General features: G+C 63.2%; 11 protein-coding genes. 8 read left to right on the forward strand and 3 right to left on the reverse strand.

Annotated features, from left to right (window positions below; all coding sequences use genetic code 11):
* Positions 1–12: 12 nt before the first annotated feature.
* Positions 13–1,404 (reverse strand): pitrilysin family protein, encoded by a 1,392-nt coding sequence (locus Q9Q94_RS16600; RefSeq protein ID WP_305981246.1) that lies wholly within the window; start codon positions 1,402–1,404, stop codon positions 13–15.
* A gap of 71 nt (positions 1,405–1,475) precedes the next feature.
* Between Q9Q94_RS16600 and ftsY the strand changes: the two genes are divergently transcribed.
* Both ftsY and Q9Q94_RS16610 read left to right on the forward strand, forming a co-directional pair.
* Positions 1,476–2,477 carry a signal recognition particle-docking protein FtsY gene (ftsY, locus tag Q9Q94_RS16605; RefSeq protein WP_305981247.1) on the forward strand — a complete coding sequence of 334 codons (1,002 nt, stop codon included), beginning with the start codon at positions 1,476–1,478 and terminating at the stop codon, positions 2,475–2,477.
* 61 nt (positions 2,478–2,538) lie between these two features.
* A complete protein-coding gene (locus Q9Q94_RS16610; RefSeq protein WP_305981248.1) occupies positions 2,539–3,657 on the forward strand; it encodes a dienelactone hydrolase family protein in 1,119 nt (372 codons plus the stop codon).
* A gap of 420 nt (positions 3,658–4,077) precedes the next feature.
* Here Q9Q94_RS16610 and Q9Q94_RS16615 read toward each other — a convergent pair whose 3' ends face one another.
* On the reverse strand, positions 4,078–5,625 hold the full coding sequence (locus Q9Q94_RS16615) for an AAA family ATPase (RefSeq protein ID WP_305981249.1): 1,548 nt from the start codon (positions 5,623–5,625) through the stop codon (positions 4,078–4,080).
* A gap of 208 nt (positions 5,626–5,833) precedes the next feature.
* Between Q9Q94_RS16615 and Q9Q94_RS16620 the strand changes: the two genes are divergently transcribed.
* The 6 genes from Q9Q94_RS16620 (at position 5,834) to rpoH (ending at position 12,637) form a co-directional block, all read left to right on the forward strand.
* Positions 5,834–6,487 (forward strand): cell division ATP-binding protein FtsE, encoded by a 654-nt coding sequence (locus Q9Q94_RS16620; RefSeq protein WP_305981250.1) that lies wholly within the window; start codon positions 5,834–5,836, stop codon positions 6,485–6,487.
* Entirely contained in the window at positions 6,484–7,386 is a 903-nt protein-coding gene (gene ftsX, locus Q9Q94_RS16625) for a permease-like cell division protein FtsX (RefSeq protein WP_305981251.1), read from the forward strand. Before Q9Q94_RS16620 ends, ftsX begins: the two co-directional genes overlap by 4 nt.
* A 197-nt stretch (positions 7,387–7,583) precedes the next feature.
* On the forward strand, positions 7,584–8,600 hold the full coding sequence (gene xylF, locus Q9Q94_RS16630; RefSeq protein ID WP_305981252.1) for a D-xylose ABC transporter substrate-binding protein: 1,017 nt from the start codon (positions 7,584–7,586) through the stop codon (positions 8,598–8,600).
* Positions 8,601–8,738: 138 nt separating this feature from the next.
* A complete protein-coding gene (xylG, locus tag Q9Q94_RS16635) occupies positions 8,739–10,286 on the forward strand; it encodes a D-xylose ABC transporter ATP-binding protein (protein ID WP_305981253.1) in 1,548 nt (515 codons plus the stop codon).
* A gap of 104 nt (positions 10,287–10,390) precedes the next feature.
* On the forward strand, positions 10,391–11,536 hold the full coding sequence (locus tag Q9Q94_RS16640) for a sugar ABC transporter permease (protein ID WP_305981254.1): 1,146 nt from the start codon (positions 10,391–10,393) through the stop codon (positions 11,534–11,536).
* Positions 11,537–11,788: 252 nt separating this feature from the next.
* Positions 11,789–12,637, forward strand: coding sequence for an RNA polymerase sigma factor RpoH (gene rpoH / locus Q9Q94_RS16645; RefSeq protein ID WP_305981255.1), 849 nt, complete (start codon positions 11,789–11,791; stop codon positions 12,635–12,637).
* Positions 12,638–12,708: 71 nt separating this feature from the next.
* Here rpoH and Q9Q94_RS16650 read toward each other — a convergent pair whose 3' ends face one another.
* Positions 12,709–13,980 (reverse strand): YjbE family putative metal transport protein, encoded by a 1,272-nt coding sequence (locus Q9Q94_RS16650; RefSeq protein ID WP_305981256.1) that lies wholly within the window; start codon positions 13,978–13,980, stop codon positions 12,709–12,711.
* Between the last annotated feature and the right edge of the window lie 136 nt (positions 13,981–14,116).

Genomic DNA, 14,116 nt, shown 5'->3' on the forward strand with positions numbered 1-14,116 from the left:
GCGGGCTTCCTGTCAGTATTTGAAGTTCGGCGCAGTCTTGGGCGCGTTCGGGTCAATCGGCAAGGGCACGAGATCGGCGATGGTCAGTGCATCGCTCCCCAGCAGCGTTCTTGCCGCAGCCTGCACTTCGGCTGGCGTCACGCTGCGCAGGGCGTCGAGCAGGGCCTCCTCGTCGCGCCAGGAGAAGCCCGTCATCTCCAGTCCGCCGATCTGCATGGCCTGGCCCATGTTGGAATCTCGCGAGAACACCTTGCTGGCCAGCAGCTGGGCCTTGATGCGGGCCAGTTCCGCAGCGCGCACGCCGTCTTTGGCGATCTTGTCCAGCTCGGCCCGCAAGGCCGCTTCAAGCTGGGCGACGCTGACGCCTTTGCTGGGCACGCCTTCCAGCATGAACAGGCTCTGCTGGCCGCGCGAAATCGGGTCGTAGCCGGCCCCGGCCGACACCGCGAGCTTGCGCTCGCGAACCAGCGTGCGGCCCAGGCGTGCGCCGTCGTAACCATCCAGCACGGCCGCCAGCACCTGCAAGGCGAGGGCGTCGCGCACGGCGGGCTGTTTTGCGTCGATGGTGTTCAGCGATGGTGCGCGCCAGGCCAGCATCAGGTAGGGCAGCTCCGCTGGCGCCTTGACGGTGACGCGGCGGATGCCGCTCTGCGGGGCCTCGCCTTGCGGTTTGCGCACCGGCAGCGGGCGGGCCGAGAGCTTGCCGTAGGTGTCGGCAGCGAGCTTGAACACGGCGGCGTGTTCGACATCTCCCACGACGATCAGCGTGGCATTGTTGGGGCCATACCAGCGCGCGTACCAGTCGCGCAGATCCTGTGCCGTCATGTTGTCCAGATCGTTCATCCAGCCGATCACCGGGCGGCCATAGGGGTGGGCGTGATACACCGTGCCCATCAGGGCCTCGTAGGCTTTCGAACGCGGCTGATCGTCGGTGCGCCAGCGGCGCTCTTCCTTGATGACGGCGATTTCCTTGCTGAACAGCGCATCGTCAATCACCAGATTGGCCATCCGGTCTGCCTCCAGCCCCATCAGTTCGGGCAGGCGCTCGCGCGGGGCAAGCTGGAAGTAGGCGGTGTAATCCTGCGTGGTGAAGGCGTTGTCCTGCCCGCCTAGCGCCGCCACCAATTTGTTGAATTCACCCGGACCATGGGCTTGCGTGCCCTTGAACATCATGTGTTCCAGAGCATGGGCCACGCCGGTGGTGCCGGTAGTCTCGTCGAGACTGCCGACGCGATACCAGACCATGTGGGTCACGGTGGGGGCGCGATGGTCTTCCTTGACGATCACTTTCAGCCCGTTGGGCAGGGTGGTTTCGAAAGGGTTGGCCGCCGCAGGCAGGCAGGCCATGCCAAGGCTCAGCGCGCTGGCGAGCAGGGCAGGGCGAAACAGATCAATCAAACGCATCTGATAGACTTCCTCTCCGTTTTACAGGTCGGCGCATCCGTGCCGAGCCGCATCATAGACTCAAGATCCCCATGTTTAGTTTCTTCAAAAAATCCGACAAGGCTGAAGAAGCCCAATCCGCCCCTGCTGCCGAGGTGGCGCCCAGCCAATCCTGGCTGACACGCCTGAAGGCAGGCCTGTCGCGTACCAGTTCGCAGCTGGGCAGCGTGTTCTCGCTGCGCCGCATTGACGAAGAGCTGCTCGAAGAGCTCGAAGCCACCTTGCTGATGGCCGATTGCGGCGTGGAGGCAACCAACACCCTGCTGGCGGAACTGCGCCGGCGCTGGAAGCACGACAAGCTGGAAACCGGCGAAGAACTGCGCGCCGCACTCGCCGAGCATCTGGTGAAGCTGCTTAGGCCGCTGCAGCAGCCGATGGCGTTCGAGTCGCACAAGCCTTTCATCATCATGCTCGCCGGGGTGAATGGCGCGGGCAAGACTACCTCCATTGGCAAGCTGGCGAACTTCTTCCAGCAGCATGGCAAGAGCGTGCTGCTCGCGGCGGGTGACACCTTCCGCGCTGCAGCGCGTGAGCAACTGGTGGAATGGGGCAACCGGAATCACGTGACGGTGATCGCCCAGGATGGCGGTGACCCGGCTGCCGTGGCCTTCGATGCCATCAGCGCGGCCAAGGCGCGCGGCATCGACGTGGTGATGATCGACACCGCTGGTCGCCTGCCGACCCAGATGCACCTGATGGATGAAATCGCCAAGGTGCGCCGGGTGATCCAGAAAGCCGAGCCGACGGGGCCGCACGAAGTGCTGCTGGTGCTCGATGGCAATGTCGGCCAGAACGCGCTGGCCCAGCTCAAGGCTTTCGACAAGGCCATCGGCGTCACCGGCCTGATCATCACCAAGCTCGACGGCACCGCCAAGGGGGGCGTGATTGCCGCGATAGCCCGCACCCATCCCAAGCCTTTGCGCTTTATCGGAGTGGGCGAAGGCATTGAGGATTTGCAGCCTTTCATGGCAACGGAGTATGTTGACGCACTCTTGGCGACCGGTAACACGGCCGCTGCCGAGGCATCTTCATAAAACCGATCATGAAGGAGACATCATGGGAGTGTGCAGCAGGCTGTTGGCAGGAATCGTGGCGATGAGCGCGATAGGGACCGGCGTGGCCGCGAGTCCGGATTTCCAGACCGCCGGGACGACCAAGGACAACCTGCCGGTGATGGCCGCGCAGATCAAGTCGCGCCTGACTTTTCCGCTGGGCTGGAATGAGCAGGTCAAAAATCTAGCTGCCTGGCGCAAGGCCGGTGTGGCCAAAGCCTGGGAGCTGACCTGGCAGGCGCCGGACAAGACGCCTTTTGACGCGCAGGTCATCGATGAAGTGGATCGCGGCACGTATGTTGCGCGCAAGGTCGTTTTCAACATTACGGCGGATAGCCGGGTGTCCGGCCTGCTGCTGCTGCCCAAGGGCAAGGGTCCGTTCCCGGCGGCGGTGTTCTATCACGACCACGGCTCCAAGTTCGACATCGGCAAGGAAAAGTGGATCGAGCCCTGGGGCGATGATGCCAAGCTGGCTTCAGCCAAGGGCTGGGCCAAGAAATTCTTCACCGAGCGTTTCCCTGGCGACGAGCTGGCCAAACGCGGCTACGTCGTCTTCGCCAGCGATGCGCTGGGCTGGGGCGACCGCGCCGGCATGACGTATGACATGCAGCAGGCGCTGGCCGCCAACATGTTCAACATGGGCAGCTCGATGGCCGGCCTGATGGCGCTGGAAGATGCGCGCGCCGCCGAGTTCCTGGCCAGCCTGCCGGAAGTGAACAAGAAGCAGGTGGCGGCCGTCGGTTTCTCGATGGGCGCTTTCCGTGCCTGGCAAGCTGCCGCGCTGTCGGATGCGGTGACCGCCTCGGTCGCCGTGAACTGGATGGCCACCGCCGACGGACTGATGGTGCCGGGCAATAACCAGCTGCGTGGCGGCTCGGCCTGGCAGATGCTGCACCCGGGCCTGCTGCACTATCTGGACTATCCGGATGTGGCCAGCCTGGCAGCGCCGAAACCCATGCTGATCTATGCGGGCGAGAAGGACACCCTGTTCCCGCTCGATTCGGTGAATGCCGCCTTTGGCAAGATGAGCAAGGTGTGGGGCGCGTGGAAAGCGGCGGACAAATTCGAGTCGAAAATCTGGGCTGGCGGCCATGTGTTTGAAGCGCCGCAGCAGGACTACGCCTACGACTGGCTCGATCGCCAATTCGGGATCAAGCGGTGAGTCGGGAGTAGGGAGTCGAAAGTCGAAAGTCGAAAGTCGAAGGGCGCCTGCGGGCGCCCTTTTTTGGCGCTGTCGGAATTAGCTGTTGTGGTCCCGAAGTCCGTTCGGCCCGAGTGCCGCGCTTGCGCGGTGTATCGAGGGCAGGGCGAGAGGCACGGCCCCGGTCTCGATACGATGGGCTGCGCCCATCACTCGACCCGAACGGTTGGAAAGGGCAACGCCCGGCGAGGAGTGTTGCAACACTTGACGCATACAGAGCCCCTTTTTGTGCCAGCGGCGATTTGCCGCTCCTGCGAGGGATGGCTGCAGAGCCGCATGGCGCCTTGCTCTCCCGGCAGGTGTGCCGGAGAAGAAGGTGCAGTGCCGCTTTCAGGTATGGCGTGCCGGAGAAGTCCGTCAGATGCGGCTCTCCGGGTGGTCTCAGGCCAGCACGGTGCGCGCCTGCGCCCAGCTGCGCAACTCAGCCATGGTTTCGGCCATCAGCACCGAGAGCGGGCGGGTGCGCGCCATCTCGCCGGCGATGTGGCCGGTGGCCAGCGGCTGGCGGCTGGCGTGGGCCTCGAAGGCGGCGCCGACGATGGCCTGTTCGATTTCGGCGCCGGTGAAACCTTCGCTAGCGCGGGCCAGCTGTTCGAGGTCGAAGCCGGTGGCGGCGTGACCACGGCGGGCGAGGTGGATGCCGAGAATCTCGCGCCGCGTCTCGGCGTCGGGCAGATCCACGAAAAAGATTTCGTCGAAGCGGCCCTTGCGCATCAGCTCCGGCGGCAGCGCGCGGATATCGTTGGCGGTGGCGGCGATGAAGACCCGTTCATCATGTTCGGACATCCAGGTCAGCAGGGTGCCCAGCACGCGCCGACCGACGCCGCCGTCGGACTCGGCCGAGCCCTGTGCCAGCGCCTTTTCGATTTCGTCGATCCACAGCACGCAGGGGGCGAGCGATTCGGCGGCGGCGAGCGCCTTGCGCAGGTTGCGTTCGGTTTCGCCATGAAACTTGTCGAACAGGCTGCCCATGTCCAGTCGTGCCAGCGGCACGTTCCAGGCGCCGGCGATGGTGCGGGCCGCCAGACTCTTGCCGGCCCCCTGCACACCCAGCAGGAGCACGCCACGCGGTGCGGGCAGGTTCGGTGCCTGGCCGGCGAAGGCCATCTGGCGCAGGGCCAGCCAGCGTTTCAGGTTGGGCATGCCGCCGACGGTCGCGAGATCGGCGACCGCGAATTCGATTTCCAGCGCCGATTCGGCACACATCTCGCGCTTGGCCTGCACGATGCGGGCGATGTCGCTGCGGGTGATCGCCGCATCGTCACGGATCGACAGGCGCAGCAGGCGCCGCACATCTTCCTCGCACAGGCCGACCAGATGCTGCACCAGCAGGTCGGCGATGGCCTGCTCACCCTGCACCTTGCGCCCTTCGCGCGAGTGGGCGAAGAGTTCGATCTCCTCGGTGAAGATGGCGCGCACGCGCACCGCGTCCGGCAGACGCAGGGTGTGAAACAGGGCATGGCGGGCAATTTCGGGCGGCAGCACGATGCTCGGGCCGATCAGCACCAGGGTGCGGGGATTGTCGGTGTGGGCGAAGGCGATTTCGCGCAGCAGGCGCTGGACGGCGGCCTGTTCGAGGAAGGGATGTACGTCGAAGAGCAGGTACAGTCCGGCCTCGCCGGCCTTGTCGATGTGCTGCAGCGCGGCCTGCAGTTCCTGTGTCTGCTCCACCACGCGGCGCTGGCCGCTGGCCTCTTCGCGTGGCGGTTGCCAGCCTTCGACGGTCTGCCAGCTGGCGCGGCGCTCGCTGCCATACTGGAAATTGGTGTGGATCAGGCCATCGGCAATGCTCCACTCATAGAGGCCGCCACCCTGTTCGAGGGCCAGCTTGTGCAGCAGGGCGCGCGCCCGCGGCTCCTCGTGGGTCTCGATGCACAGGATCGGAAAGCGCGCGGAGAGCGCGGTGCGGAGGTCGTCGATATCGTTCATCGGAGCATGGCCAGAGCATGAGGGAACGCCGATTGTATGCCGAACGCGTTCGCTGCCTGTGGCCCGGCACCGCGTCGGCCTCTTCCCGGGCAGGCTTGCCGCTCAGCGGAGATCTTCTAGCAAGCTGCCCGGATTGACCGGTTGCGCGGCGCGAGATGGAGCTTGCGGGTAAACTGGCGCCTTTCCTTGCCGCGATTTTCTCTTTTTCATGATCCGTTTCGAACACGTCAGCAAGCGTTACGACGGAGGGCATGAAGCCCTCGCGAACGTGAGCCTTGAAATCCGCCACGGTGAACTGCTGGTGCTGGCCGGGCATTCCGGCGCGGGCAAGAGCACGCTGATCAAGCTGATTGCCGGGCTGGAGAAGCCTACGGCGGGCAAGGTCTGGGTGTCCGGGCAGGATGTGGGCAGCCTGCGCCAGAATCAGCTGCCGTATCTGCGCCGCAGCCTTGGGTTGGTGATGCAGGAGCACCGCCTGCTGACCGATCGCACGGTATACGACAACGTGATGCTGCCGCTGCTGGTGACGGGCTATCCGCCCAGGGATGCGGCCAAGCGGGTGCGCGTGGCACTGGAGAAAGTCGGCATGGGAACATTTGAAAAAGCCATGCCGCTGACGCTGTCTGGCGGCGAGCAACATCGCGTGGCAATTGCCCGGGCCATCGTGAATCGCCCTTCGGTGCTGATCGCCGATGAGCCGACTGCACACCTCGACCCGGCCTATGCGCGCGAGATCGCCGCGCTGTTCCGTTCATTCCACGCCGCCGGTGTCACCATCCTGCTGGCGACGCACGATGACACCCTGTTCTCGCCCTATGGCGCACGACGCATCGAACTGGCCAAGGGGAGGTTGCTGGCATGAGTTTTCTTCCCCATGGCATGGCATTTCGTCAGGCTCTGCATCGCCTTGCTGGCAAACCGCTGTCCACGCTGCTCTCCGCACTGGTGGTGGCGATTGCGCTGACGCTGCCCGCCTTGAGTTACGTGCTGATCGACAATCTGGCCAGCCTCGCCAATGGCGTGACGGGCAAGCCCGAGATCAGCGTGTTCCTGAAGAAGGAAGTGACGGCCGAGAAAGCCCAGGCAATGGAGAACCGCCTGCGTGCCGACAAGCGTATTGTGGCCATCCGGTTCATCGGCCGCGATACCGCACTCAAGCAGCTCGCCGCGCGCGGCGGTTTCGCTGACGTGACCGGGGCGCTGAGCGAAAACCCCTTGCCGGATGCCTTCATTCTTGAGCCGGGTGGTGAAGATCCCAAGGTCTTCGAGGCCATTCGCACCAGCCTGACGGCCATGCCGGAGGTATTGCACGTGCAGCTTGATTCGGCCTGGGTCGAGCGGCTGCATGCGGCGGTTGAACTGGGGCGCTGGGTGGCGCTGCTGCTGGCCGCGCTTCTTGGCACGGCGCTGATCATTGTGACGTTCAATACCATCCGCCTGCAGATTCTCACGCAGCGCCACGAAATTACCGTGAGCCTGCTGCTGGGGGCGACGCGGGCTTTCGTGCGGCGACCTTTCCTCTACTTCGGTCTGCTGCAGGGGCTGCTCGGTGGCGTGCTGGCCTGGGGCATGGTGCAGGGTCTGGTTCTGCTGATTGCGCCGCGCGTACAGGCTCTGGCGCGGGCCTACAACATTGTGGTGGATCTGGCTGGGCCAAGCGTGTGGCAGGGGCTTGCGCTGCTGGTCTTTGCGGCAGTACTGGGCTGGCTGGGGGCTGGTCTGTCGGTGCGCCGACACCTGCACGATGGGGCGGTGGACTGAACGTTGATCGAGGCGCTTGGTAGGCTGCACAGGGTCAGCCGCTATTGCGAAAGTCCGACTCTCGCACTAAGGTGGCGTCCGTAGTTTCAGAACAAGAACAGTTCGTCTGATGTGCCGCTGGACCCCGCTGCCGGATAGCCTGCGGCGGGAATCGAGAGAGGCCGCGGTCTCTCTTCGCCAAACCAAAGGAGACCCTGATGAGCATTTTCACTACCCGCCGTACCGTTCTGGCCGTTCTGGCCGCCGTTTCCACTCTCGCTGCCTTGCCGGCCTTTGCGTCGAAGGACAAGCCGGTCATCGGTTTCTCCATTGATGACCTGCGCGTCGAACGCTGGGCACGGGACCGCGATTATTTCGTCGAAGCAGCCAAGGGCCTCGGTGCCGAGGTGAATGTGCAGTCGGCGGATGCCAACGAGCAGCGCCAGATCTCACAGATCGAGAATCTGATCGCCAAGAAGGTCGACGTGCTGGTGATCGTGCCCTTCAACTCGAAGGTGCTGACCAATGCCATCAAGGAAGCCAAGAAATCCGGCATCAAGGTGGTGTCTTACGACCGCCTGATCCTGAATGCCGATGTGGACGCCTACATCTCCTTCGACAACGAGCGCGTCGGCGCGCTGCAGGCTGAAGGCATCGTCAAGATGGTACCCAAGGGCAGCTACTACCTGCTCGGTGGCGCGCCGACCGACAACAACGCCAAACTGCTGCGTGCCGGGCAGATGTCGGTACTCAAACCCTTTGTGGACAAGGGTGACATCAAGATTCTCGGCGACCAGTGGGTGAAGGACTGGAGCCCGGAAGAAGCGCTCAAGATCACCGAGAACGTGCTGACCAAGAATGCCAACAAGATCGACGCGATCATCGCCTCGAACGACGGCACGGCAGGCGGTGCGATTCAGGCTCTGGCAGCCCAGAAGCTGGCCGGCAAGGTGGCGGTTTCCGGGCAGGATGCGGAGCTGGCTGCCGTCAAGCGGGTGGTGGCCGGTACCCAGGCGCTCACCGTCTACAAGCCGCTCAAGCTGATTGCTTCCAGCGCCGCCAAGCTGGCGGTGCAACTCGTGAAGGGTGAGGCGCCGGCCTACAACGCCAAGCTGGACAATGGCATGAAGAAGGTGGATTCGGTGCTGCTGACGCCAACCATCATCACCAAGGCCAATGTCGATCTGCTGGTGACGGACAAGTTCTTCACCAAGGATCAGCTGGGACTGAAGTAAGTCCGGTAAAAAGGCGGCATCCCCGCAAGGGGCTTGCCGCCTTGTTGTGCAGGCAGCCTCTCTGGTGATTGGCTTCCTGCCTTGCTCTTGCGGCAGGTGTGCTGCAGAGTCAATCCAGAGGCGGCTGTCGGAGGCGGAGTGTCCGAATTCCTGCTTGAAATGCGTGGCATCGTCAAAGCCTTTTCGGGGGTCAAGGCGCTCGATGGCATCGACCTGGCGGTGCGCGCCGGCGAATGTGTAGGCTTGTGCGGCGAGAATGGCGCGGGCAAATCCACCCTGATGAAAGTGCTCTCCGCCGTGTATCCCTACGGGGAGTGGGAGGGGCAGATCCTGTGGGATGGCCAGCCTTTGCGCGCGCGCAGCATCCGCGAAACCGAGGCGGCCGGTATCGTCATCATCCATCAGGAACTGATGCTGGTGCCGCACCTGTCGGTGGCCGAGAACATCTTCCTTGGCAACGAGATCACCGGCCCCGGCGGCACGCTCAATTACGCCGCGATGTATCAGCGTGCGGCCGAACTGATGGCCGAGCTGAAAATGCCGGAAGTGAATGTGGCGCTGCCGGTGTCCCAATACGGCGGCGGTCATCAGCAGCTGATCGAGATTGCCAAGGCGCTGAACAAGAAGGCCCGCCTGCTGATTCTCGACGAGCCCACTTCCTCGCTGACCAAGGCCGAAACCGCAATCCTCCTCGACATCATCCTGGCCCTGAAGAAAAAGGGCGTGGCCTGCGTAATGATCTCGCACAAGCTCGACGAGATCGCCGCCGTGTGCGACACCATCAGCGTGATCCGTGATGGCACGCATGTGGCAACCCGGCCGATGGGCGAGCTGTCGGTCGACCAGATCATCACCCTGATGGTCGGGCGTGAGATCAAGAACCTGTTCCCGCGCGAAGAACACGCCATCGGCGAGGTGATCTTCGAAGCGCGCAACGTGACCTGTCATGACGTCGACAACCCCGCGCGCAAGCGGGTCGACAACATCTCCTTCCAGCTGCGCAAGGGCGAGATCCTCGGCGTGGCGGGGCTGGTCGGCGCCGGGCGGACCGAGCTGGCGATGGCGATCTTCGGCTGCTATCCAGGGCGTTATGAGGCGACCGTAGTGCTGGATGGCAAGAGCCTGGAAATCCGCTCGCCGCAAGCCGCTGTGCAGGCCGGCCTGTGTCTGGTGCCGGAAGACCGCAAACGGCACGGCATCGTGCCGCTGATGGGCGTGGGCTACAACATCACCCTGTCGGTGCCGGAGAAGTACAGCCGCTTCGGGGTGATCGACCCGCCGGCCGAAATGCTGATCATCGAGCAGATGATCAGCCGCATGTGCATCAAGACCGCCACCCCCGTGCTGCCGATCAAGGGGCTGTCCGGCGGCAACCAGCAGAAGGCCGTGCTCGCCAAGATGCTGTTGCCGGCCCCGCGCGTGCTGATCCTCGACGAGCCGACCCGCGGCGTGGATGTGGGTGCCAAGTACGAGATCTACAAGCTGATGATGGAACTGGTGAAGGAAGGCATGTCCATCATCATGATCAGTTCGGAACTGCCCGAAGTGCTCGGCGTCAGCGACCGCGTGCTGGTCATTGGCGAAGGGCGCCTGCGCGGTGATTTCGTCAATGACGGGTTGAGCCAGGAAACCGTGATGGCCGCAGCCATCGGGCAGAAAGAGGACGCATTGAGTACTGCATGTTGAAATAGTCCGGTCGGACTTCCGACCGGCGCGGGCAACAGGGAGTCGGACTGAAGTCCGACCTACGAAACTGAGTGAGTGCCGAGACAAACCGGACAGGTGCACCAATGACCATTTTTCATTCGATCCAGCAGGTTTTTTCCCGCTACAAGATCCTCGCCTTGCTGATCGCCATCGCGCTCATCTGGGCCTTCTTCACCTGGCAGAGCGACGGCGCCTTCCTGACCGCACGCAATTTCGCCAACCTGCTGCGCCAGATGGCGATCACCGGCATGCTCGCCTCCGGCATGGTCTTCGTGATCATCGCCGGCGAGATCGATCTCTCGGTCGGCTCGCTGCTCGGTCTGCTTGGCGGCGTGGCGGCAGTGCTGGATGCAACCTACCAGCTGCCGGTAGCGTTGAATTTTGCCATCGTGCTCGGTCTGGGGCTGGTGCTGGGGCTGTTCAACGGTTACTGGGTGGCGTACCTGCGCGTGCCGTCCTTCATCGTCGGGCTGGCCGGCATGCTGATCTTCCGCGGCATCCTGCTGGCGGTGACCAAGGGCACGACGACGCCGATCGAGTCGGAGAGCTTCGTCAGCTTCGGCCAGGGTCATCTGCCGATGATGCTGGGCTACTTCATCGGTGCCGCGGTATTCCTGTTCCTGGTGGTGATGACATTCCGCAGCCGCGCCAATCGCCAGCGCTATCAGCTGGCCGTGCCGCCGCTGTGGCAGGAAGGCGCCAAGCTGCTGATCATCGCGCTGATCATTGCGGGTTTTGTCGAGGCGCTCAACAGCAACGAGGGCATTCCGGTGCCGGTGCTGCTGATGCTGGCGATTCTCGGCGGTTTCTCGTTCATGGCGCGCAACACCGTGTTTGGCCGGCGCATCTACGCGGTGGGCTCGAATCTGGAAGCCACCCGCCTGTCCGGTGTGAATACGCGGTTGGTGAAGATGGCGCTCTTCGGCGTGATGGGCCTGATGTGTGCGCTGGCCGGTCTGACCACCACCGCCCGCATGGCCGCCGGCTCACCCTCGGCAGGCAATATGGGCGAGCTGGACGCCATCGCCTCCTGCTTCATCGGTGGCACCTCGATGCGCGGCGGTTCCGGCACCGTGCTTGGCGCGCTGATCGGTGCGCTGATCATGGCCAGCCTGGATAACGGGATGTCCATGCTCAGTGTGGAGAGCTACTGGCAGATGATCGTCAAAGGCTCGATCCTGCTGCTGGCGGTCTGGATCGACGTGATGTCCGGGTCAAGCGAGCGCTGACAGCCGCGCCGGGCGGCTTTCTCCAAGGGTGCTGGCTGGAGAGCAGCCATTGGCAAGCATTCCCGTTGATGCATGCCGAAGACGGCCGCTGCGCGCGGCTTTCAGAGGCGCGCCTCACAGACTCAACGTTTTGCATGGGCGATCAGCGTCGTGCGGCTATCCGGAACTTTTTCGAGCCCTTAGCACTCTCATGTCCCGAGTGCTAAAATCTGGGTGCAAAAGTCTCACCCGTCGTTTTCTGGAGTTCAAGCAATGACGCAAGCCTTGGCATTTCCGGTCCCCAATGCACTGGGCAACATCGACCAGTACGTGCAGGCCGTCAATCGTTACCCGCTGCTCACCGAAGAGCAGGAGCAGGCGCTTGCCCGCCGGCTGCACGACGACAACGATCTGGATGCCGCCCGCCAGCTGGTGCTCTCGCACCTGCGTCTGGTCGTGTCGATTGCCCGCAATTACATCGGCTACGGCCTGCCGCATGCCGACCTGATCCAGGAAGGCAATATCGGTCTGATGAAGGCCGTGAAGCGTTTCGACCCGGATCGCGGTGTGCGCCTGGTCTCCTTTGCCATGCACTGGATCAAGGCCGAAATCCACGAGTACATCGTGAAAAACTGGCGTCTGGTCAAGATCGCCACGACCAAGGCCCAGCGCAAGCTTTTCTTCAACCTGCGCAGCATGCGCAGCGACTCCTCGACCCTGTCGCCCGACGATGTGCAGGGTATCGCCAGCAAGCTGGGCGTGAAGCCGGAAGAAGTTGTCGAGATGGAAACTCGCTTTGCCGGTGGCGAAGTGGCGATTGATCGCGGCTCGGATGAAGACGACGAGCGCATGGCTCCGATCGACTGGCTGGCCGATGAATCTGCCGAACCGGTGGAAGTGCTGGTGACGGCGCAGAATGAGCGCCTGGCGGATGAAGGTCTCAAAGGCGCGCTGGCCAGTCTTGATGAACGTAGCCGGGCCATCGTGGCACGTCGTTGGCTGGTGGAAGACAATCCCGCCACCCTGCACGAACTGGCCGCTGAATATGGCGTGTCGGCCGAACGGATTCGTCAGATTGAAGTAAAGGCCATGCAGAAGATGCGTCTGGCGCTGAGCGCCTGATTCTTCCGTATCCAGATCAAAGAAAAACGCCCGGCTCCGCGAGGAGGCCGGGCGTTTTATCTGGGGCCTGCTCAGTCGGCAATGGCCAGCAGCAACAGGGCCAGAGCCGCTCCCAGGCCGGCGGGGATGCCGAATTTCTCGAACTTCGAGACCGCACCTCCAGTCACGACTTCCACAGGTACGCTGGTCAGTTCCAGCACCTTGCTGGTCACTGATGATTCGAGCATGCGCGTCAATGAGTTCTTGCGGGCCGTACCCATCACGATATGGTCGGCTTGCAGGCGTTTGGCGACTGCGACGATGGTTTCGGCCTTCTTGCCTTTCTCGATGTGCTCGGCACACGGAATGCTGTGTTTTTCGAGCAGGCTGCGCGTCGGTCCGAGTGCCTTTTCAGCTTCATCGCGGCGCCAGGCATCGAGATTGCGTTTGCTGACAAAGCGCCCGATGTGACGCGGAATCGGGGTCTGCACATGGAGCAGGTGCACTTCCATGTCCGTGTTCTGGAAAAACTCGCGGACGACCTGTTGCAGGGCCAGCAGGGAGTTCGGCGAGGCATCGACCGGGACGAGGATCTTCAGCATGGTTTGATCTCCTTTGTTGTTGAGCAGGGCGGCTTTCTGACGGGCGTGAATGGCAAGGTGGGCGCTGATGCGGGATTCTCGATGCAGATGATTCTTGAAGAAGCCTGCGGCCAGGACGCCGCCGACCAGTACCGTATACAGCATCGGCACGATTATGGCATGGGCGTGCAGCCATGGATGCAGCAGGGGTTCGCTCGCTATCATCTTGGCTGAGGTCCAGGCCAGGACACCTGCTCCCAGATAGACGAATGCCGGATAGCGTTCGACGACACCCAGAATCAGCGTGCTGCCCCAGATCACGATCGGGATGCTGATGAGCAGGCCGCAGACGACCAGCAGGAAGCTGCCGTGTGCCGCTCCGGCGACCGCCAGCACGTTGTCCAGCCCCATGATGGTGTCGGCTACCACAATGGTTCGCATGGCACCCCAGAAGCCCTTGCTGGCGTGGGCATGCACGTCCTGCCCCTTGCTGTCATCCGGGGTCAGCAGGCGGTAGGCGATCCAGATCAGCAGGGCGCCACCCGCCGCCAGCAGGCCGGGGACCTTGAGCAGCCAGACCACGACCATGGTCAGCGAAGTGCGCATCACGATGGCGCCCAGGGTGCCCCAGATGATGGCTTTTTTCTGCAGATGCTTGGGGACGCTGCGTGCGGCCAGCGCAATCACGATGGCGTTGTCGCCAGCCAGTACCAGGTCGATCACGACGATGGCAAATAGTGCGGACAGGAAACCTGTCGACATCAGTTCCACGATTTTCTCCATGAATATGTTGCGGTAAATCCATTATCGGCAGGCGCTGCCGGCAATGACATTTGCACTTTGGCATGCTGACCATGCCGAAACGTAATGGATCGGCGTCTGCCGGGTTTGCAAACCGGGCTTGACAGGGCTCCACCCG

The sequence above is a fragment of the Uliginosibacterium sp. 31-16 genome, from assembly GCF_030730865.1.
Lineage (GTDB): Bacteria > Pseudomonadota > Gammaproteobacteria > Burkholderiales > Rhodocyclaceae > Uliginosibacterium.

What these genes read in the sequence shown, in the direction of transcription:
- Q9Q94_RS16610 (WP_305981248.1), top strand. Translation starts at nt 2,539, where the DNA reads ATGAGCGCGATAGGGACCGGCGTGGCCGCGAGTCCGGATTTCCAGACC.
- xylF (WP_305981252.1), top strand. Translation starts at nt 7,584, where the DNA reads ATGAGCATTTTCACTACCCGCCGTACCGTTCTGGCCGTTCTGGCCGCC.
- Q9Q94_RS16650 (WP_305981256.1), bottom strand. Translation starts at nt 13,980, where the DNA reads ATGGAGAAAATCGTGGAACTGATGTCGACAGGTTTCCTGTCCGCACTA.
- Q9Q94_RS16615 (WP_305981249.1), bottom strand. Translation starts at nt 5,625, where the DNA reads ATGAACGATATCGACGACCTCCGCACCGCGCTCTCCGCGCGCTTTCCG.
- Q9Q94_RS16620 (WP_305981250.1), top strand. Translation starts at nt 5,834, where the DNA reads ATGATCCGTTTCGAACACGTCAGCAAGCGTTACGACGGAGGGCATGAA.
- rpoH (WP_305981255.1), top strand. Translation starts at nt 11,789, where the DNA reads ATGACGCAAGCCTTGGCATTTCCGGTCCCCAATGCACTGGGCAACATC.
- ftsY (WP_305981247.1), top strand. Translation starts at nt 1,476, where the DNA reads ATGTTTAGTTTCTTCAAAAAATCCGACAAGGCTGAAGAAGCCCAATCC.
- Q9Q94_RS16600 (WP_305981246.1), bottom strand. Translation starts at nt 1,404, where the DNA reads ATGCGTTTGATTGATCTGTTTCGCCCTGCCCTGCTCGCCAGCGCGCTG.
- ftsX (WP_305981251.1), top strand. Translation starts at nt 6,484, where the DNA reads ATGAGTTTTCTTCCCCATGGCATGGCATTTCGTCAGGCTCTGCATCGC.
- Q9Q94_RS16640 (WP_305981254.1), top strand. Translation starts at nt 10,391, where the DNA reads ATGACCATTTTTCATTCGATCCAGCAGGTTTTTTCCCGCTACAAGATC.